Annotated in this window: 21 protein-coding genes; 8 read left to right on the forward strand and 13 right to left on the reverse strand. The window is 36.2% G+C overall.

Going from position 1 to position 19482, the window contains the following annotated elements:
* Positions 1-239: 239 nt before the first annotated feature.
* The 6 genes from accC to pdxA form a co-directional block, all read right to left on the reverse strand.
* Positions 240-1592 carry an acetyl-CoA carboxylase biotin carboxylase subunit gene (accC, locus tag ACU1LP_RS11600; protein WP_445731300.1) on the reverse strand — a complete coding sequence of 451 codons (1353 nt, stop codon included), beginning with the start codon at positions 1590-1592 and terminating at the stop codon, positions 240-242.
* Between the two features lie 93 nt (positions 1593-1685).
* A complete protein-coding gene (gene accB, locus ACU1LP_RS11605; protein ID WP_445731299.1) occupies positions 1686-2174 on the reverse strand; it encodes an acetyl-CoA carboxylase biotin carboxyl carrier protein in 489 nt (162 codons plus the stop codon).
* 21 nt (positions 2175-2195) lie between these two features.
* On the reverse strand, positions 2196-3197 hold the full coding sequence (locus ACU1LP_RS11610) for a beta-ketoacyl-ACP synthase III (RefSeq protein WP_445736345.1): 1002 nt from the start codon (positions 3195-3197) through the stop codon (positions 2196-2198).
* Between the two features lie 178 nt (positions 3198-3375).
* Positions 3376-3579: a 50S ribosomal protein L32 gene (gene rpmF, locus ACU1LP_RS11615; RefSeq protein WP_445731297.1), complete on the reverse strand. Its 204-nt coding sequence runs from the start codon at positions 3577-3579 to the stop codon at positions 3376-3378.
* A gap of 9 nt (positions 3580-3588) precedes the next feature.
* On the reverse strand, positions 3589-4128 hold the full coding sequence (locus ACU1LP_RS11620; RefSeq protein WP_445731296.1) for a YceD family protein: 540 nt from the start codon (positions 4126-4128) through the stop codon (positions 3589-3591).
* A gap of 161 nt (positions 4129-4289) precedes the next feature.
* Positions 4290-5336 carry a 4-hydroxythreonine-4-phosphate dehydrogenase PdxA gene (gene pdxA, locus ACU1LP_RS11625; RefSeq protein ID WP_445731295.1) on the reverse strand — a complete coding sequence of 349 codons (1047 nt, stop codon included), beginning with the start codon at positions 5334-5336 and terminating at the stop codon, positions 4290-4292.
* A 76-nt stretch (positions 5337-5412) separates the two neighbouring features.
* Here pdxA and ACU1LP_RS11630 point away from each other — a divergent pair, with 76 nt between their 5' ends.
* On the forward strand, positions 5413-6009 hold the full coding sequence (locus ACU1LP_RS11630; protein WP_445731294.1) for a riboflavin synthase: 597 nt from the start codon (positions 5413-5415) through the stop codon (positions 6007-6009).
* Here ACU1LP_RS11630 and ACU1LP_RS11635 read toward each other — a convergent pair.
* The 6 genes from ACU1LP_RS11635 to ACU1LP_RS11660 form a co-directional block, all read right to left on the reverse strand.
* The gene (locus ACU1LP_RS11635) at positions 6006-6212 is read right to left on the reverse strand and encodes a PID-CTERM protein-sorting domain-containing protein (RefSeq protein ID WP_445731293.1); all 207 of its coding nucleotides are present in this window, start codon (positions 6210-6212) and stop codon (positions 6006-6008) included. The genes ACU1LP_RS11630 and ACU1LP_RS11635 overlap by 4 nt on opposite strands.
* Before the next feature lie 307 nt (positions 6213-6519).
* Positions 6520-7584, reverse strand: a complete 1065-nt coding sequence (locus ACU1LP_RS11640; RefSeq protein WP_445736346.1) for a serine hydrolase — start codon at positions 7582-7584, stop codon at positions 6520-6522.
* A 285-nt stretch (positions 7585-7869) separates the two neighbouring features.
* Entirely contained in the window at positions 7870-9063 is a 1194-nt protein-coding gene (locus ACU1LP_RS11645; protein ID WP_445733551.1) for a beta-ketoacyl synthase N-terminal-like domain-containing protein, read from the reverse strand.
* 109 nt (positions 9064-9172) lie between these two features.
* The gene (gene bioA / locus ACU1LP_RS11650; protein WP_445731290.1) at positions 9173-10438 is read right to left on the reverse strand and encodes an adenosylmethionine--8-amino-7-oxononanoate transaminase; all 1266 of its coding nucleotides are present in this window, start codon (positions 10436-10438) and stop codon (positions 9173-9175) included.
* Between the two features lie 51 nt (positions 10439-10489).
* Positions 10490-11137: a dethiobiotin synthase gene (bioD, locus tag ACU1LP_RS11655; protein ID WP_445731289.1), complete on the reverse strand. Its 648-nt coding sequence runs from the start codon at positions 11135-11137 to the stop codon at positions 10490-10492.
* On the reverse strand, positions 11134-12351 hold the full coding sequence (locus ACU1LP_RS11660) for an aminotransferase class I/II-fold pyridoxal phosphate-dependent enzyme (protein WP_445733550.1): 1218 nt from the start codon (positions 12349-12351) through the stop codon (positions 11134-11136). The genes bioD and ACU1LP_RS11660 overlap by 4 nt, the downstream gene beginning before the upstream one ends.
* 140 nt (positions 12352-12491) lie before the next feature.
* Here ACU1LP_RS11660 and ACU1LP_RS11665 point away from each other — a divergent pair, with 140 nt between their 5' ends.
* From ACU1LP_RS11665 to ACU1LP_RS11690, 6 genes are all read left to right on the forward strand, one after another.
* Entirely contained in the window at positions 12492-13019 is a 528-nt protein-coding gene (locus tag ACU1LP_RS11665; RefSeq protein WP_445731287.1) for a DUF2975 domain-containing protein, read from the forward strand.
* A gap of 2 nt (positions 13020-13021) precedes the next feature.
* Positions 13022-13228 carry a helix-turn-helix domain-containing protein gene (locus tag ACU1LP_RS11670; RefSeq protein WP_445731286.1) on the forward strand — a complete coding sequence of 69 codons (207 nt, stop codon included), beginning with the start codon at positions 13022-13024 and terminating at the stop codon, positions 13226-13228.
* A 64-nt stretch (positions 13229-13292) separates the two neighbouring features.
* Positions 13293-14555, forward strand: a complete 1263-nt coding sequence (locus tag ACU1LP_RS11675) for a Y-family DNA polymerase (protein ID WP_445731285.1) — start codon at positions 13293-13295, stop codon at positions 14553-14555.
* Positions 14556-14705: 150 nt separating this feature from the next.
* Positions 14706-15725, forward strand: a complete 1020-nt coding sequence (pheS, locus tag ACU1LP_RS11680; RefSeq protein WP_445731284.1) for a phenylalanine--tRNA ligase subunit alpha — start codon at positions 14706-14708, stop codon at positions 15723-15725.
* A 3-nt stretch (positions 15726-15728) separates the two neighbouring features.
* On the forward strand, positions 15729-16034 hold the full coding sequence (locus ACU1LP_RS11685; protein WP_445731283.1) for a hypothetical protein: 306 nt from the start codon (positions 15729-15731) through the stop codon (positions 16032-16034).
* A gap of 100 nt (positions 16035-16134) precedes the next feature.
* Entirely contained in the window at positions 16135-16530 is a 396-nt protein-coding gene (locus tag ACU1LP_RS11690; RefSeq protein ID WP_445733549.1) for a hypothetical protein, read from the forward strand.
* 697 nt (positions 16531-17227) lie between these two features.
* Here the strand turns inward: ACU1LP_RS11690 and ACU1LP_RS11695 are convergent.
* A complete protein-coding gene (locus tag ACU1LP_RS11695) occupies positions 17228-18229 on the reverse strand; it encodes an NAD(P)H-dependent glycerol-3-phosphate dehydrogenase (protein ID WP_445733548.1) in 1002 nt (333 codons plus the stop codon).
* A gap of 187 nt (positions 18230-18416) precedes the next feature.
* On the opposite strand from ACU1LP_RS11695, the gene ACU1LP_RS11700 reads away from it, so the two are divergent.
* On the forward strand, positions 18417-19355 hold the full coding sequence (locus tag ACU1LP_RS11700) for a nicotinic acid mononucleotide adenyltransferase (RefSeq protein WP_445733554.1): 939 nt from the start codon (positions 18417-18419) through the stop codon (positions 19353-19355).
* Positions 19356-19482: the final 127 nt, after the last annotated feature.

Consider the following 19482-nt stretch of genomic DNA (forward strand, 5'->3'; position numbering starts at 1 on the left):
TTAAACAACACTCAAATTTTAAAAACACCCCTAAAGTCCCCTCTAGGGACAATCCATATTTTCAAATTTTCAATTTCAAATTCTATTGTCAACAATATCGCTTGATAATTTTTTGTCTGATGCCTCACAATGACGTTTTAAAAAGATATAGCGGATAGCCTGTCTTTTGCTTTTCCCAAAAAAAGCAAAAGGAACACCATAAAAAATCCCGACATTCATCGGGATTTAATTGGTTTTATTTATTCCTCAACTTGCTTTTCCATAACAAAATCTTCCATAAACTTAGTGGTGTAATTTCCAGCTAAATAATCTGGATGATCCATCAATTGTCTGTGGAACGGTATCGTGGTTTTTATACCTTCAATTACGAATTCGTCTAGGGCGCGTTTCATTTTACTGATGGCTTCATCTCTGGTTTGCGCCGTTGTTATCAACTTAGCAATCATGGAATCGTAATTTGGCGGAATGGTGTAACCTGCGTACACATGCGTATCCAACCGCACGCCATGCCCGCCCGGAGCATGCAATGTGGTGATGGTGCCCGGTGATGGTCGGAACCCATTAAATGGGTCTTCGGCATTGATTCGGCACTCGATGGAATGTAATTTTGGCAAATAGTTTTTACCTGAAATTGGCACGCCGGCAGCCACTAATATTTGCTCGCGGATCAGATCGAAATCGATTACTTGCTCTGTAATTGGGTGCTCTACCTGAATGCGTGTATTCATTTCCATAAAGTAGAAATTACGGTTTTTATCTACCAAAAACTCGATGGTTCCGGCACCCTCGTACTTTATATATTCCGCAGCTTTAACGGCCGCTTTTCCCATTTTATCGCGGAGTTCGTCCGTCATAAAAGGAGAAGGTGTTTCTTCGGTCAATTTTTGATGGCGCCGCTGAATGGAGCAATCCCGTTCTGATAAATGGCATGCTTTTCCTGTAGAATCGCCCACAATTTGAATTTCGATATGTCTAGGTTCTTCAATAAGTTTTTCCATGTACATATCGTCGTTTCCAAACGCAGCTAAACTTTCTTGACGAGCAGAATCCCAAGCATCTCGAAGGTTTTCTGGTTTAAAAACACCGCGCATCCCTTTTCCTCCGCCTCCAGCAGAGGCTTTAAGCATGACCGGATAACCGGTTTCCTTGGCGATCTTCTCGCATGCTTCAAAGGTTTCAATAACGCCTTCACTTCCCGGAACACAAGGTACTCCAGCGGCTTTCATGGTGGCTTTAGCGTTGGCTTTATCGCCCATGCTATCGATCATTTCTGGGGAAGCCCCAATAAATTTTATTCCATGCTCTTCACAAATTTTTGAAAATTTAGCATTTTCAGATAAAAAACCATAACCGGGATGAATAGCATCTGCATTGGTAATTTCGGCAGCCGCTATAATGTTAGACATTTTTAAATAGGAATCTTTACTTGGTGGTGGGCCAATGCAAACCGCTTCATCAGCAAACTTTACGTGTAAACTTTCGGCATCCACTGTTGAGTAAACCGCAACGGTTTTTATGCCCATCTCTTTGCAGGTTCTAATAACACGAAGTGCTATTTCTCCTCTATTGGCAATCAATATTTTTTTAAACATAATTTTTTGAGTTTATAAGTTCATGGTTTAGTTGTTTATAAGTTTCATTGCAATCGCATATAAACTTATAAACTTTAAACTTTAAACTTCAAATTACGATGGATCGACTAAAAATAAGGGTTGGTCGAATTCCACAGGTGAAGAATCGTCAACTAATATTTTAACTATTTTTCCTGAAATTTCAGATTCAATTTCGTTGAAAAGTTTCATGGCTTCTATAACACAAAGTACATCGCCTTCTGCAATGGTTTGTCCAACCTCAACAAACAAGGGTTTGTCCGGTGCTGGTTTTCTATAGAAAGTTCCGATGATGGGTGATTTAATAGTGATGTATTTTGAATTTTCCGCAGCCGCAGTTACCGCTGGTGTAGGCGTATCCGGGGCTGGTTTTGCATCGGCTACAGGTGCCGCCACTTGTTGTTGTGGCATTTGAGTAGCAACAGGTGCATAATGCACGGACGTTGCTTCTGGGTCTGATCCTGTTTTTATGGTGATTTTAATATCATCCATCTCTAATTTAACCTCACTTGCACCCGATTTGGCAACAAATTTGATTAAGTTTTGAATTTCTTTAATATCCATAATTTTACTAATTAGTTTTGGTTAATGTACTGAATTATATGCCCATTTTAAATAAATGGCTCCCCAATTAAATCCGCCTCCAAAAGCGGCAAAAATTAAATTATCTCCTTTTTTTAGTTTTGATTCGTAGTCGCTCAATAATAATGGTAAAGTAGCCGATGTGGTGTTGCCATACTTTTGAATGTTGACCATTACTTTATCTTCTTCCAGTTCAATGCGTTGTGCCGTAGCATCAATAATGCGCTTATTGGCTTGGTGAGGCACCAACCACGATATATCTTCTTTGGTTAAATTATTCCGTTCCAATATTTTAACTGTAGCATCGGCCATATTGAACACGGCGTTTTTAAATACTGTTTTTCCTTCCTGAAAAGCGTATTGTCCGCCTTTTTCCAAAGTTTCTGCTGTTAACGGGTATGAAGACCCTCCGTAAGTGGCTTGTAAAAATGCTCTTCCTGTACCATCGCTTCGAAGGTATTCATCTTGGAGCCCCAAACCTTCTTCGTTTGGTTCAAACAATGCCGCTCCAGCGCCATCTCCAAATATAATGCAAGTAGCCCTATCTTTATAATTAACGATTGAAGACATTTTATCAGCTCCAATCAATAGCACATTTTTATATTTTCCAGATTCTATATAACTGGCAGCTATGGACATTCCGAATAAAAAACTGGAACATGCCGCGTCCATATCAAACGAAAAAGCATTTATCGCACCAATTTCAGATGCTGTGTAAGCCGCTGTGGAAGCCGCTTTCATATCGGGTGTTGCCGTTGCAACAATAATAAGTTCTATGGTTTTAGGGTCAATTCCTTTTTTGTTGATAAGGTCTTGGGCGGCTTTTATGGCTAAGTAAGAAGTTCCTTTACCATCATCTTTAAGAATTCTACGTTCTTTTATTCCGGTTCTAGAGGTTATCCATTCGTCATTAGTATCAACCATGGTCTCAAGAATTTGATTGGTTAATACATATTCTGGCACGTAAGCACCAACAGCAGTGATTGCTGCAGAGATTTTTCTCATAACTTTATGGTTAAATTGGCCAAAAAATCGTTAAAATTGAACAAAAACAGTCCAAATTTTGCGAAAACTACTAAAATTCGACGAAACATTGTGCAAATTACGTCATTTTGTCCTTTAGAAAAAGTATTTCATAAAAAAACGCCCATAAATGAGCGTTTTTTATATGTATGCATAAAATTTATGCTACGTTTTCCACAGCCTCTGAGTTGTCAATCAACACTTGGCCTCTGTAATATAATTTTCCCTCGTGCCAGTGCGCTCTGTGGTATAAATGTGCTTCACCGGTTGTTGGGCAAGTAGCAATCTGTGGCACAGTTGCTTTGTAATGTGTTCTTCTTTTATCTCTTCTTGTTTTGGAGATTTTTCTCTTAGGATGTGCCATTTTTTATATTTATTTATCCGTTAATAGTTTTTTTAATGTATTCCAACGAGGATCTGTTTCCTCTTCTTTTTCTTTTTCTTCTTTAAGCTTGGGGCTTAACTCTTCTAATTTATCAAGTATGTCGGAATCTAATGTTCCGTCTTCAACTCCTGGATGAACGCGCTTAATGGGCACTGCTAAAACAATTAACTCATAAATATATTGTTGGACGTTGATTTCGTAAGTGCCATGTGGCACTATAAGAATATCGGTGTCTTCATCATTATATCCATCGCCAAACTTTACGACCAAATCAAACTCATTATCAATGGTTTGATTGTATGGTTCGTTTGTTACGTCGCAATTCACATTAACAAATCCTGAAATTTTAAAGTTCAACTCCAGTAATGTTGTTTTTTTCTCAAACACAAGATGGACATCAACATGAACGTTGTTAAACTCGTCATACTCAAAATAATCAAAGAACGCTTGCTCTATTTTATACTCAAAATGATGTTTCCCAACCTTTAATCCTACAAATGGAATCGTAAACTCTTTTAACGGCTTCATGTGTTTATTTTATTGTTTTTTAATGGGCACATGCAGTTCGCTATTATTCAATTCGTTGTGAAATAAAATTTTGAACTGCTCGTTTCATTATCACATCTATTTTGAGCCTGCAAATATATAAATTTTTATTTAAGCCATGGTACTTATAAACATTTTTTTGTTTACATCTTTTGACGCGACTTTTGCAAGGGATTTGAGGTAAGTTCCTCATATTCAAATCGGTTTTTAAATATTTGAATAGCAGCAAAAACGGCTTCTTTAAAAGAATTCGCATCGGCGACTCCTTTTCCAGCAATTTCGTAAGCTGTTCCGTGGTCGGGCGAGGTTCTAATTTTATTCAACCCTGCGGTAAAATTTACTCCTTGTCCAAAAGACAAGGTTTTAAAAGGTATCAGCCCTTGGTCGTGATAGGTCGCAATTACAGCATCAAAATTTTTGTAGTTGTTCGAACCAAAAAAGCTGTCGGCCGCATAAGGGCCGTAAACCAACTTGCCTTCTTCTTTAATTTTTTGAAGTGTTGGCCTTAAAATAGTATCATCTTCATTTCCAATAACGCCATTATCGCCTGTGTGCGGATTGATTCCCAACACCGCAATTTTGGGCCTTACAATTTTAAAATCCATTAAAAGCGACTTGTAAACGGCATTGATTTTTTTTACTATTAATGCTTCCGTAAGATTTTGAACGATGTCTTTTACCGGAACATGATCAGTCAATAATCCAACCCTTAACGAATCGGTGACCATAAACATAAGGCTTTCTCCCTCTAACTCTTGGGCCAAATAATCGGTATGCCCAGGGAATTTAAAATCATTGGACTGTATGTTGCTCTTATTTATGGGCGCAGTTACCAAAACATCTATGTCGCCTTCTTTTAGGGCTTTAGTTGCTGCTTGCAACGACTTAATGGCGTATTCGCCTATTTTAATATCTTCTTTACCAAATTCAATAGTAACCGCTTCGGTCCAGCAATTTAAAACGTTCACTTTGCCAAAAACCAATTGGTTGATACTGTTTATGCTATTGAAATTGATTTCAGAATTAAAATGCGTTTTAAAAAAATTCATTGATTTTGCCGAAGCAAAAATTATGGGCGTACAAAAATCCAGCATTCGTGCATCCTCAAATGTTTTTAAAACAATTTCTCCCCCAATGCCATTTAAGTCACCAATGGATATTCCAACTACTATATTTTCCGATTTCTTCATTGAGAATGACAACTTTTGTTTGTAATTTTGAACTTCTTTTTGAATTGCAAATTTAGTTAAATAAACACATAATAATATGTTTACTGGAATTATTGAAGATATTGGTGTGGTTTCAAATTTAAAACAGGAATTTGATAACCTCCATATCACCATAAAAAGCAGGATGGCGCCTGAATTAAAAATAGACCAAAGTGTGGCCCATAATGGGGTTTGCCTTACCGTGGTAGCCGTTAATAATGATGAATATAGTGTTACGGCGATAAAAGAAACCTTAAACAAAACCAATTTAGGGACTTTGAAAGTAAACGATCAAGTAAATTTAGAACGCGCCATGAAATTGGGCGATAGGCTGGACGGCCATATAGTGCAAGGCCATGTGGACCAAACCGCTGTGTGCTCTCATGTTGAAGAAGCCAATGGCAGTTGGGTGTTTACTTTTAATTACGATGCTGCGCTAAATAATATAACTATTGAGAAAGGCTCCATAACCATAAACGGCACCAGTTTAACCGTAATTAATTCCAGAAAAGACGGTTTTAGCGTTGCTATTATACCATACACCTATAGTCACACCAATTTTAACACCTTTAAAAAAGGAACGATTGTGAACTTAGAGTTTGATGTATTGGGGAAATATGTGGCTAAACTTTTTGAAATGGGTAAAATAAATTAGCTCTTTTTGTTACCAAAAAATAATTTTTTTGCACCATAAAACAACCCTAAACCCAATGCAAGCAGTACCCCTCCATCAATAGGAAGACCTGGTGGCGGTGCTCCAGGCGGCGGTGGCTCAGCTCCCCCCACTTGGGAGGTGCATACAAAACTTATTAATACAAATAAGATTGAGGCTAATATTCTTTTGTTTTGTATTGTCATTGGGTGCAAATGTATAAAAAAAAGCGAGGGAACAATAAAACCGTGTGCATTTCAGCAATAAAACATCTGTGAAACGATAAAAATCATAGATAAAATGCAGTATTCTTCGTTTTTCCTAATTATATAAAAACGCTTTATCTTAAAAAAAAGTGTCTTTACATCGATAAAAAATAATCCCTCAAATTTTTATCAACAAAGCAAATATATATAAAATGGAATGAAAAATAAATTTAAAGATTGACTTGGGGAACATTTAATCAGGGCAAACGCATTAAATATTGAGTATACTTTAATTTGCACTAAAAATTTACTCAACCAGTTGCCTTCCCAATTCAGCTAAAAAGGGAAAACCAATGGTTTCATACTCATATACATTATCATTAAAAATCTCATTTTTATTTACGTACATGGTGGCCGTTATCATGTATTCTTTATTGGTTTTTTCATTCACTATATAAGCGCAATCCGTTAAAAAACCATAGGCATCGCCTACCTTATTATATATTTTAATATGGCTTGGAATGGGTTTTTTCGAGTCGCCGAACACTAAAAATTTCACATAACTTTCATAATATTCGTCAGAGGCATAACCCGCTTCCTTGGGTAATATTTTCATGGTGTTTATCAAAAAGGCTCTGTCTTCAGGTGTCAGATGAAATTGCTTAGTATAAGGGAATAATTCCGGAAACATGAGTTGCTTCATTATTTGGTGCAATGATGTTATGGGCAAATAATTTTTTAGGGAAAAATCCATGGGATTATTAACCAAACCATCATTTTCCATATAGCCCTTTCCTTTAAGGCTGGTTTTTAAAAATAAAGGTTTGATAGGCTGGTTTTTAACAGAATCCGTTTTAAAAATGATATCATTTTTATTATAGAAAATCAATGGTTTTGTGACCAAGTTTCCAGAATTACTTACCGATAATCTGTGTGAAATCCGAGCATTTATATCTTTTTCTGCAAGCTTTTGGTTTATATAGTCTGTTCCTAAAAATTCGTACAAACGGTTATAGGCATCATTATCACTTACGGCAAATATTTTTTTAATCTCGTTGGAAAATGTTGTTTTAACACTATCGCCTTCTACATTAAAAACAGTATTTTTATCCAATTGTTCAATAGTATTTAATTTTTCCAATGCCAGAATCGCAATAGGAAGTTTCACCGTACTTGCCGGGTAAAAATAGTTGCCGTCATTTACTTGAAAGCTATAGTCCTTGAAGGTAACAGAATTACCATTTCTATCAATTTCGGTGAATAAAATTTGGACTTCGTGTTGTGCGAGGTTATCAATTACTGTTTTTATTTTTTTGTTTTTGGAAGATAAAGCAAGTTCTAAAGGGCGATTGGAGGTTGATGAGCAACCCATGATCAAGAAACATAAAATTAAAACGGATCGCATTTATTGTTTTTAGATTTAATAAAGTGAAGTTTAGTACATGACAAAAAATTATATTAACATTTATTAAACTCTATTAAGCCTACTGAAATCAAGACCTGTCAGGTTTTTAAAACCTGACAGGTCTGAAACGCCAAATATTATAGAGCTATTGACAATCAGTCATTTAAAATGTATGTTTCAATTTTTGTCATGTACTTATAAAGTGAAGTTAATATTAAGCTTTTTTTTATAAAAAATAAACTTAAAAAGTTATTACTTTGAAAGTAGAATGCTCACGGCATTTCCGCCAAAACCAACAGCATTTACCATAATCGTTTTAATTTTTTCAGGAATATTTTTGTTTTCTAAAAAGGGGACACTAATAAATTCTTGCTGTTGGAGCATGAGTATGGCCATTTCTATGCTCAACATGCCCGAAGCACCAAAACTGTGGCCTACTTTCCATTTATTGGTAGTGAGCGCAGGTATTTTGTTAAAGAATATTTTTTTTATGGCATTGAATTCAGACATATCGCCTTTTATGGTTCCCGGGGCATGCATCACTACTGCATCAACATCATCGGGATTTGTGTTTCCTAAAGCCATTTGCATCGATTTTTGAAAACATTTGGCATCAGCGGAAATGGAAATATTATGTTCCAGAATTTCAGTAGCATATCCAAATCCTTTGATCAGGGCCAAAGCGTTTTTTGTTTCGCCAACTTCCAAACACGCCATAGAGGCACCTTCGCCCAAAACCATGGTGTTTTGTTTTTTATCAAGGTCTAAGGCGCGACAAGGATATGTTGTTGCACTTCGACTGCGCTCGGTGTGACAGCCATCTTCTAATTTTACTTTTGCATACACTTTTAATGCGCGCATTTGCGCAATGGTAAAGGACGTTAAAGGCGCTTCACTGCCACCAACCAAAAATTTGTTGCACATGCCGGCGTTAATCCAAGCAATACCATTCAGCATAGCGTGTAACGCTGTGGAACAGGTTATGGAATGGCTGATTTCCGGCCCTTGGGTTTGCAAATCGTGTGCTACCCACGATGAAATATTACCTAACGTGGTAGTGGGCGAACTTAAGGTTTGCGCTTTGTTGTTCTTTAAAAAATCTTCATGATAGGTTTCAAAGAGTTGTGTGGCACCACGCGAAGATCCAATATTGATCCCGAAATTATCTGACCCTGTCCAACCGGCATGCTTTATGGCATTTCGCGAAGCATACATAGCATACAGAACGGTATCGTCTAGGGATTTATATTTTGAATCGGAATGGCGTAATGTTTCAATATCTTGTTTTGCTTCAAGAGGGATTTGGGCGACCAAAGCGGTTGTGTTTTGAAATGCTTTTTCTGTAATGCCATGTTGTTTGTTTTGATAACTTTTCCAAGCCTCATCCAAAGATTTTCCTAAGGGGGAAATGGAGGCAATGGCGGTTATTGAGATTGGTTTGTGCAAGATGTTTGGTTTGTAGCAAAAATACGTTTTCTTGTGTTTATTTTATACTGTGTTTCTGTTTTTTAGACCTCACAGTTTTTAAAACCTATGAGGTGGGGTATTAGGCGCATTAAATAATTTCTAAAACATCTTCTATAACCTGGTACACTTTCTCTAGCTGTTTTTCAGTAATCACATAAGGGGCCTGAATATAAATGGTGCTCCCTAACGGCCGTAAAAATACGCCATGTTCCATAAAGAATTTAAAAAGTTTATCACGAAGATTTCCATAACGTTCCATTTCAACATTTAGATCGAGGGCGAAAATGATGCCCAGTTGTCTGGTTGATTTTACTTTGGGATGGGTTTTTATTCTCTCTCCAAATATGTTATGAGAGCGCATAATGCGCATTATATTATTTTGAATGTCTTGGGTCTGTAAGAGTTCTATACTCGCCAAAGCTGCTGTACAAGCCAACGGATTTGCAGAATACGTGTGCCCATGAAAAAGTCCTTTGCTCATGTCGTCACTATAAAAAGCATCGTAAATTTCTTGGGAACAGGTGGTGAGCGCCATGGGCAATAACCCACCTGTTAAGGCTTTGCTTAAACAGATGATATCGGGTTTGGTTTCCAAATAAAGCGAAGCAAAATGTTTGCCTGTTTTTCCGAAACCCGTCATAACTTCATCGGCAACCGTAATAATGTTATATGCTTTGCAGAATTTTAGGACATCGTTCAATCCTTCGGCATCGTGCATTTTCATGCCAGCGGCACCTTGCACTAAGGGTTCGTACACAAAACCAGCCACTTTGTGGGTTTTAACAATAGATTCTAAGGTGTTTAAAATATCATTATGATTACTGCCATTGGGCGTTGGAATGCGCTTTACTTCTAAAAAAAAATCTTCAAACGGGCCGTTATAAACCGATAACCCTGAAACACTCATGGCACCAAAGGTGTCGCCATGGAATCCGTCCTCAAAAGCCATTAAAACAGTTCGTTTTTCACTTTTATTAAAATGATATTGCAAGGCCATTTTAATACCAATTTCAACACTGGTTGAGCCATTATCACTAAAGAACATCTTATTCTGGTTTTCGGGCAGTATTTTAATGAGTGCTTCTGATAGTTTTATGGCAGGTTCGTGGGTAAAACCACTAAACACCACTTGGTCTAAAGTCTGCATTTGTTCTACAACTCGACTTGTAATATACTCGTTGCAATGCCCATACATGCAGGTGTACCAAGATGCGATGGCATCAATGTACGCGTTACCGTCTTCATCGTACAAAACACATCCTTTTGCTTTGGTTATAGCAATTGTTTCTGGGTGCAGTTTGTGTTGGGTAAGTGGATGCCAGAGGTGTATTTTGTCGCGGTCTTTTAGTTTCATTTACGTTTGTCATTCCTGCAAAGGCAGGAATCTATTTTTATTATACCAAATTCAATTTTTAAAGAAATCATGGGATTTTTGCCTGCGCAGGAATTCATCAGCATACTCCTTAACCACATTTTTATCGAAATAAGGTTCTTCGTCAATTCTGCCAATTATAGGAACATGCGTCATTTTTTTAATGATGTCTTCGGTGGATTTTTGTTCATTTCCACTAAAAATAATGGATACATCCAACCCTTTTTCCTTTAACAAATTTAGGGTTAAAAGTGTATGGTTAATGCTTCCTAAATAATGTCTGGAAACCACAACCACTTTATAATCGGGTTTTATTAAATCAAAAACCGTTTGCGTATTATTTATGGGTACTAACAAACCACCAGCCCCTTCAATAATTAAATGGTTTTTTGTTCCGATAGCCATCGGGATTGGCGGAATTATTTTTGAAATATCTATGGAAATGCCCTCAATTTCCGCAGCGGCATGCGGACTCATGGGCGTTTTTAGGGCATAGGCGTTTGGGTGGAATTTCGATTTTGAATTTGAAACCAATTTTTTAACTTTTTTGGTGTCGCAATTATCTAATTCCCCTGCTTGGATGGGTTTCCAATAATCGGCTTCCAAGGCCTCTACCAAAATGGCAGATGCTATGGTTTTGCCAACGTTGGTAGAAATTCCTGTTATGAAGTATGTTGTCATTTCACAAAAGTAGCAAGTAGTTTTAATACTTGCGTTATTTCTTCTTTGGAATTGAAGGCATGCAAACAAAACCGCAATCGTTCTTGCCCTTCTTGAACGGTGGGCGATAGAATAGGTTTCACATCAAAGCCTGCTTCCTGAATTCTTTTAGCAACAAATTTTACCTGTTCATTCCCTAAAACAATGCAGCAATGAATGGCGGAATGGCTTTCTATAAAGCCCCTTTGTCCTGCGGACATTTCCCCAAAGGGAAAAACCTTTAAACCTAATCTTTCTATTTCAGTCTTAAAGAATTGAATATTTTTATATAATTGCTGAATAGGATTATGTAACTTGTCTCTATCGTTCAAAATGACAAGTTCATTATATGCGACATGAATGCTTGCTAAGCTGTGAGGTGGCAATGCCGTGGTATAAATAAAACTTCGGGCAAAATTTACTAGATATTGCTTTAAACCGTCGCTCCCTAAAATAGCCGCACCATGGCAACCCATGGCTTTTCCAAAGGTTACAATGCGAGCAAATACAGCATTTTCTAAATTTAAATGTTGAATCAGCCCTTTTCCACGTTCGCCAAAAACACCCATAGCATGTGCTTCATCGACCACTAAAAAGGCATGGTGTTTATTGCTTAGTTTTGATAGTTTTATCAAATCTGGCGAATCGCCATCCATTGAGAAAACAGACTCTGTAACGATGTAAATAGCTGTGTTTGATTCTGAAACAATCCCGATAGCTATCGGGACAGAATGACGATGTATTAAGTCTTCTAAATTTTCTAAATCGTTATGCTTAAACTTATAAGCTTTAGCGTTTGATAGCTGTATGCCATCACGAATAGAAGCGTGACTGTATTCATCATATAAAATAATGTCTCCACGTTGTGGTACGCTTGAAAAAAACCCAATATTGGCATCGTAACCCGAATTGAAAATTAGGGCAGCTTCACTGTTGTGGAAATTACAGATTTGTTTTTCCACTAACCCATACAATTCATGGTTTCCAGATAACAACCTAGAGCCTGTTGCCCCATTACGTTTTATATTTTTACCAATTAAAAACTCATGAGCATTATTAAAAATAACTTCATTCTCAGAAAAACCTAAATAATCATTGGATGAAAAGTCTACTAAATTGTTTTGCACCCCGAGGTATCGCAAGGCATTATCCGCTTTGCGCGCTTCGAGTTTTTGTTGTAGTTTTTTGGGTATCACAAACCAAATGTACGAAGTCTATCAGGTTTTGAAAACTTGGTATATCTAAAAAAATTGAAATTTATCTTTTTCAGCAAAAAAAATTATTGTTTATCAATAATTTTTATATATTTGTTATCGTTAAACAATGATTTTATATAATGAAAAAATTAGCTTATATAGTGTCGAAACTATTCTTTTATGTATTTTCAGTTTTATATCTTTTTATAATGGTATTTTCCATATTATCATATTTTGAATATAAATTTGACTTCCAAATTCCGTTTGTGGAAGTTTTAGAAAATCATTCAAAAGTCCATGTTCCTTTATTAGGTTTAGGCATCAATATCCCATATAATTATTCTATTCTTATTATGTGGTCTGTAATGTTATATTATGCTATTTATTTTTATGCATTTAAAGAATTTTTAAAAGTATTTATTGAAACAAACATGTTTGATGCTAAATCGTTAAAACGATTACGTTTCTTTTTTAAACTTAATGTTATTCCTTTGGTTTATATCATAATATTTACAGTTTCATTTTTGATAAGAGGTGCTAAATTTCGTCTTGAGGATGATTATTTTATTGTTTTAGCACATCTAGTAATTGCTTTTTTAATATACCTATACTTAGATGTTTTAAAAAAGGGAAAACATATACAAGAAGAAAACGACCTAACTATATAATCATGTCAATAATAGTAAATCTTGATGTTATGCTGGCTAAACGTAAAATGCGAAGCAATGAGTTGGCCGAAATTATTGATATAACACCTGCAAATCTTTCTATTTTAAAATCGGGGAAAGCCAAAGCCATTCGTTTTTCAACTTTAGAAGCCATTTGTAAAGCTTTAGATTGCCAACCTGCTGATATTTTGGTATATGCAGAAGATTAATTTTGCTGAAATTTAGAGCAAACCTAACAGGCTTAAAAAGCATGAGTTTTGTACTTTTACAACCATGTACGCCTTAGTAGATTGTAACAACTTTTATGCGTCTTGCGAACGCGCTTTTAACCCCAGTTTACGCAACAAACCCATAGCTATTTTAAGCAATAACGATGGGTGCGTGATTTCGCGAAGCGATGAAGCCAAAGCTTTGGAACTGCCTATGGGCGCACCTATTTTTAAATGGGAAGGATTTTGTAAGGCCAATAATATTCAAGTGTTTTCTTCCAATTATCCCTTATACGGCGATATGAGCAGCCGCGTGATGAAAATATTGGAACAATTTACGCCCGATGTGGAAGTGTATAGCATCGATGAAGCATTTTTAGAATTTAAAGGATTCGGAAATTATGATCTTAACGACCAGGGAACCCAAATACGACAGCGTATTTTAAAATGGACAGGCATTCCAACTTGTGTTGGGATCGCTCCAACAAAAGCATTAAGTAAGGTAGCTAATAAAATAGCGCGGAAATTCCCAATTCAAACAAAAGGTGTATATGTTATTGATTCTGAAGAAAAACGCATAAAAGCCTTAAAATGGATTAAAATTGAAGATGTTTGGGGCATTGGCCGTGGTTTAACAAAGCGTTTAAAGGCAAAAGGCTGTAACACAGCATTCGATTTTGTGCAACTTCCAGATGATTGGGTTCGAAAAACCTTTTCAATAACCGAGTGGAAACTTAAAAAAGATTTAGAAGGCATCCCTACTTTGCAATTGGACGAAGTTAAAACAAAGCAGGCCATTGCTACCACACGGAGTTTTGAATACACGTTTTCAGACCTTGAAAATATAAAAGAGCGCATCTCGACCTTTGCAACAAGTTGTGCCGAAAAATTGCGCAAACAAGGCTCAAGTTGCCATATTATTTATGTGGTATTAAGCAGCGATAGGCATAAAAAAGATTTGGAACAACACCGAGCAAGTAGAGCAGTAAGTTTACCATATCCAACAGATTCTAGCTTAATCATCAGTACCCAAGCAACACAGGCGGTAGCAAGCATTTTTAAAAAAGGCATAAAATACAAACGTGCCGGTGTTATCGTTATGGGTTTGGTGCCTACCCACAACCACCAATTGCAAATGTTTGAAAATGAAAACCCAAAGCACAAGCCTTTAATGAAGGCTATTGATGGCATCAACAAAAAGTACAGTGATTATAAAATAAAACTGGGCAACCAAGACTTAAAACGTACTTGGAAAATGCGTCAGGAACGTCTGTCTCCACGCTACACCACCAATATTAACGATATTATTAAGGTGAAAGTGGACTAATTTGAAACCGCTTATGCTATCTTAAAAAGAATTTCTGTTGAAAAAAGGGAACATGCACGATTTCAAAATTTTTCAAAAATAAAATCCATGAATAATCCCTAACGCATTTATCACAAAAAACAGTAAATTTGCCATCATTTTAAGGACGTTATGATAGACAAGATAAAAGAACTTATAGCTGAAGCTGAAGCTTTTAAAGCACAAACAAAAGAAGAAGTTGAGGCTTTCAGAATAAAATATTTAGGAAAAAAAGGGTTGTTGAACAACTTTTTTGCCGAGTTTAAGAACGTTGCAAAAGATCAAAAAAAAGAATTTGGGCAAACCATCAACACCCTTAAAAAGGTGGCTGAAGATAAAGTAAATGCTTTAAAAGAGGAGCTGGAAAGCAAAGAGGAAGTAAAAGGCATTTATGGCGATTTATCCCGCTCTGGAAATCCTGTTCAAATTGGCGCGCGCCACCCCATTTCCATCGTAAAAAATCAAATTATTGATATTTTTTCGAACATAGGTTTTAATGTGAGCGAAGGTCCGGAAATAGAAGATGATTGGCATAATTTTACCGCATTAAACTTACCGGAATACCACCCCGCACGCGATATGCAGGATACGTTTTTTATTCAAACCAATCCCGATATGTTGTTGCGTACCCACACCAGTTCCGTTCAAGTGCGCTATATGGAAAATAACCAACCGCCCATTCGTACCATTTCTCCTGGTAGAGTATATAGAAACGAGGCTATTTCGGCGCGTTCCCATTGTTTTTTCCACCAAGTGGAAGGCTTGTATATTGATAAAGATGTGAGTTTTGCCGATTTAAAACAAACGCTGCAATATTTTACCACCCAAATGTTCGGGAAATCCAAAATACGATTGCGCCCATCTTACTTCCCATTTACAGAACCAAGTGCGGAAATTGATGTGTATTGGGGGTTGGAAACCGAATCTGATTACCGCATTACCAAAGGCACTGGTTGGCTGGAAATTGGTGGTTGTGGTATGGTAGACCCAAACGTACTTGAAAACTGCAAAATAGACTCCAAGGAATACTCTGGTTTTGCTTTTGGTGTGGGCATAGACCGTATTGCTATGTTGCTCCATCAAATAAATGACATCCGTTTGTTAAGCGAGAATGATGTTCGGTTTTTAGAGCAGTTTAAGTCTGCACTTTAAATTATGGATACCTTGTTGTCTGTTTTTGGTTATTTTGATTGGTTTGTTCTAGCTATTTTATTGGTAGTCAACTATTATAAGTGGAATTCTTTTCCTCCTTTAAAAGGATGCGCTTTTATAGCAACCTTATTAATCCTATTTGTTTTCTCATTGCCAGTGGTTTCCATGTTTATTGAAATTAAATGGCAGGCAAGCTCTGGCAATGATGCGTTTAATTTGCTGAATACTTATTTTAAGTTTCCTGTTTATTGGATACTGGGAATTATTCAAATGGCGATAATCTATTTAAGAGGAAAAAAAGCGTCATGAAACGAGCATGCTAAAAAGTTTATCACACAATGAAATGACTAATAGCGAACAGTCCCGATAGCTATCGGGATGACCGTTAAAAAACAAATATTATAAACACATGAAAAAAGACATCCAAATCCCAAAAGTAGAGGGCGTTTACATCGCTATAGTAAACGAGTTTCACGATGTTTACAAAACCTTAGATTGGAACGCCTATATTATTAATGATAAAGATGTGGATCTAGAACTGGTTTTGATTGTAACTTCTGGTTATTCCGAAGAAAAAATCACCTCTACTTTTAGAAAAAAAATAGATATACTTCCAAAAAAAAGTTATGCTAAAATTGAGATGATGCAAGAGGAATTATTTGCATTGAACAACACGTTTAAAGTGTCCTATTTTGAAGGAAACTCCATGTTCGATAAAACCTATTTGTTTAGAAAAAATACGATAAATTTAAAGGCATTGCAATCTATTCCTTTAATGGAAGTTAAGGGTGTTTTGGTGAAATAAAAACCCTTCCGTCTTTCATTTTTTTAATAAAAATGAAATCCATACCGAAATAATCCCGATAATTATCGGGACGGCACAGGCTCTTCCCTTTTTAAGGGAAGGAATTACCTATCGATAAACTTTTAGTTAAATGACTAAGAAATTATTATTTTATCTTTAAATTTTAAAGGGATACGCAACCAATTCTCCTCCTTTTTTTAAGGAAGAGTGGGTTCTATTTCGACACCTCGAAATAGAAGACGAGGTGGCTGTTTTGCTCTTAAAATTATTAAAAATCTCGTTTCATCCTTCCGTCTTTCATTTTTTATCAAAATGAAATCCGCCTTCCCTTAAAAAAAAGGAAGGGATTACTTACCGATAGACCATTGGCAAAACTACTGAGAGATTCTCCTTTTATCTATTGATTTTTAAATGGATACGCAACTAATTCTCCTCCTTTTTTTAAGGAGGAGTGGGTTCTATTTCGACACCTCGAAATAGAAGACGAGGTGGTTATAGTTTTTAAAATGAGGACAAGTTTATATTCTTATTCTCTATGTTAATTTGAAGTTCTGAAGTGCGTTAGGGATTACTCATCAACTAATATTTTTAAATTAAAGAAATCGTGAATGCTTTGCATTTGTAGCGGTATCCTTTTTTGCCAATAAAAGCAAAAAAGATTTAGCGTAAAGCCCGACCTTTAGGGAACGCCCAAAAATTAATCCAACTTCTCCGTTAATTTTTTAAAGGTTTTTTTTGGGTCCTTACCTTCGTAAAGAATCTCGTAAACAGCATTTATTATGGGCAATTTTGTTTTGCTCTTGTTTTTTTCGTTGAGCAAATGGGCGCTTTTGGTGGCATAAAACCCTTCGGCGACCATACTCATTTCCATTTGGGCCGATTTTACGGTATAACCTTTCCCAATCATATTACCAAACATGCGATTTCGGGAAAAAACCGAGTAGCCCGTTACCAATAAATCGCCCAAATACGCCGAATTATTGATGTTGCGTTTCATTTTATGCATTTTCCTGATAAAACGTTTCATTTCGCGTATGGAATTACTCATTAGCACACTCTGAAAATTATCGCCATAGCCCAAACCATGTGCAATTCCAGCAGCAATGGCGTATATGTTTTTAAGCATTACGGCATATTCCACACCAATAACATCGTCGCTAATTTTCGTTTTTATATAATCGCTCGATAAACTATCGGCAATCATTTGTGCTTTTTTAGCATCTGAACACGAAATGGTTAAATACGATAAACGTTCCAGGGCAACCTCTTCTGAATGGCAAGGCCCCGCAATAACCGCAATATTGTTGGAAGGTACTTTATAGGCTTCATTAAAATGTTGCCCCAAAAGCAAACCGGTTTCTGGAATGATGCCCTTTACCGCAGAAACTATTATTTTGTTCGAGATATCCAGTGTCATTTTTTGCAATTCACTGTGGATAAATGCTGATGGAATTACAAAAATCAATACATCGGCATAATCGGCAATTTCGTTAATATCGTTACTAAGTTTTAATTGGTCTATATGAAATTCCACCGAACTTAGATAGTTAGGGTTATGGTATTCTTTTAGCAAATGCTCTTTGGTGTAAACACTGCGCATGTACCATCCCACTTCATCTAAGTTTTCGCAAAGCATTTTCACAATGGCCGTTGCCCAACTCCCTGCACCAAAAACCGCATATTTTAAAGGTTTATCCATAAATTTTTCCAGTGTTATAGCTTCAAAAATACATAAATTATATAGAATAGAGTACAAAGAATAGAGAACAAAGACAATGACAAGATGATGCGATAAACTTGAAACTTTAAACCTGAAACTAAAGAACTAAAAAAACGTGGCACGTGTTTTGAAAACCATAAAGCATAAACCCTAAAAATGTTTGATGATGAAGACTATAAAATTACTTTTGACCTTTGCTTTAACAGCAACCTTATTTACTTCTTGTTACACAGAAGTACTGGTAGATGATTATAACGATACCCCTCAAATATCCATAAACCAATTGTTAGGCTCTTACGAACTTTGGTATGTGGATATTAATGCCACTAAAGGTTTTGGCGAAACACCCTTTTTGCAAAAAGCCTTTACCATGTCGTTTAAAAACGGTAATGTATTTGCCAATAACAATATTGTCGGCCTTGGAAATACAGGCAACGGTTTTGGAATAAAAGTTGGAACTTACGATGCGTATGACATGATATTGGATGTGTTTCATACCGTGGATGGTTTTTCAACTTTTGATATTTACCAAATTGATAATAATACCATTGAATTGTACAACCCAAATAACGACACCTCGTACTTTTTAGATGGCTACCAACGAAGCAATTTCGATTATGATTTTGTATTCTACGATAATATCCATTATTTCTTGCAAGAATACAATGCTTGGGAAAAAGTGTACACCAGCAATCAGGGGGCCATAAACGAGTTTGACAACGAAAACTTTTTACAGTTTTTATCTGGGGGAAACGACTCGGAATTTAGAAGCTCGCAAGATGCCAACGGTACAAATTCAAATAATCTTTATTGGGATTATACGGGCCTTTATGGCGTTGGAAACGTAACAGGAAACACCAAGCTTAAAACTTTAACATTAGATTATGATTATTTTGACAATGAATATTTTGAATTGAGCGTTATTGATGATGGAACGATAGCATTGTACCATCCTACTTCTGGAACAACTTATGAGTTTGTGGGCAGAGGTTACATTCAATACTTAAAAACAACAAATACAAAAAACAAGACCGCAACAACAGAGAAAATGCGTAAGTATAGAAAAGAAAAAGCAGAAAACCCAAGAACAAACACAAGGGTTTAACATAAAATTTTGGTTGGTTATTTAGTTTGGAAACCGTTTAAAGATGAATTCTTTGAGCGGTTTCTTTTTTTTTGGAAGTTGAGATGCTAGGATTTTAAGGGAACAAGAAAAAAAATCACTCATGATG

Source organism: Mariniflexile sp. (assembly GCF_052728615.1).

Coding starts and splice junctions, on each gene's coding strand:
- ACU1LP_RS11675 (WP_445731285.1), top strand. CDS start 13,293: ATGTACGCCTTAGTAGATTGTAACAACTTTTATGCGTCTTGCGAACGC.
- bioA (WP_445731290.1), bottom strand. CDS start 10,438: ATGAAACTAAAAGACCGCGACAAAATACACCTCTGGCATCCACTTACC.
- ACU1LP_RS11620 (WP_445731296.1), bottom strand. CDS start 4,128: ATGAAGCCGTTAAAAGAGTTTACGATTCCATTTGTAGGATTAAAGGTT.
- ACU1LP_RS11685 (WP_445731283.1), top strand. CDS start 15,729: ATGGATACCTTGTTGTCTGTTTTTGGTTATTTTGATTGGTTTGTTCTA.
- ACU1LP_RS11700 (WP_445733554.1), top strand. CDS start 18,417: ATGAAGACTATAAAATTACTTTTGACCTTTGCTTTAACAGCAACCTTA.
- pdxA (WP_445731295.1), bottom strand. CDS start 5,336: ATGAAGAAATCGGAAAATATAGTAGTTGGAATATCCATTGGTGACTTA.
- pheS (WP_445731284.1), top strand. CDS start 14,706: ATGATAGACAAGATAAAAGAACTTATAGCTGAAGCTGAAGCTTTTAAA.
- accB (WP_445731299.1), bottom strand. CDS start 2,174: ATGGATATTAAAGAAATTCAAAACTTAATCAAATTTGTTGCCAAATCG.
- rpmF (WP_445731297.1), bottom strand. CDS start 3,579: ATGGCACATCCTAAGAGAAAAATCTCCAAAACAAGAAGAGATAAAAGA.
- ACU1LP_RS11610 (WP_445736345.1), bottom strand. CDS start 3,197: ATGAGAAAAATCTCTGCAGCAATCACTGCTGTTGGTGCTTACGTGCCA.
- ACU1LP_RS11695 (WP_445733548.1), bottom strand. CDS start 18,229: ATGGATAAACCTTTAAAATATGCGGTTTTTGGTGCAGGGAGTTGGGCA.
- ACU1LP_RS11690 (WP_445733549.1), top strand. CDS start 16,135: ATGAAAAAAGACATCCAAATCCCAAAAGTAGAGGGCGTTTACATCGCT.
- ACU1LP_RS11640 (WP_445736346.1), bottom strand. CDS start 7,584: ATGGGTTGCTCATCAACCTCCAATCGCCCTTTAGAACTTGCTTTATCT.
- ACU1LP_RS11665 (WP_445731287.1), top strand. CDS start 12,492: ATGAAAAAATTAGCTTATATAGTGTCGAAACTATTCTTTTATGTATTT.
- ACU1LP_RS11630 (WP_445731294.1), top strand. CDS start 5,413: ATGTTTACTGGAATTATTGAAGATATTGGTGTGGTTTCAAATTTAAAA.
- ACU1LP_RS11670 (WP_445731286.1), top strand. CDS start 13,022: ATGTCAATAATAGTAAATCTTGATGTTATGCTGGCTAAACGTAAAATG.
- accC (WP_445731300.1), bottom strand. CDS start 1,592: ATGTTTAAAAAAATATTGATTGCCAATAGAGGAGAAATAGCACTTCGT.
- ACU1LP_RS11635 (WP_445731293.1), bottom strand. CDS start 6,212: ATGACAATACAAAACAAAAGAATATTAGCCTCAATCTTATTTGTATTA.
- bioD (WP_445731289.1), bottom strand. CDS start 11,137: ATGACAACATACTTCATAACAGGAATTTCTACCAACGTTGGCAAAACC.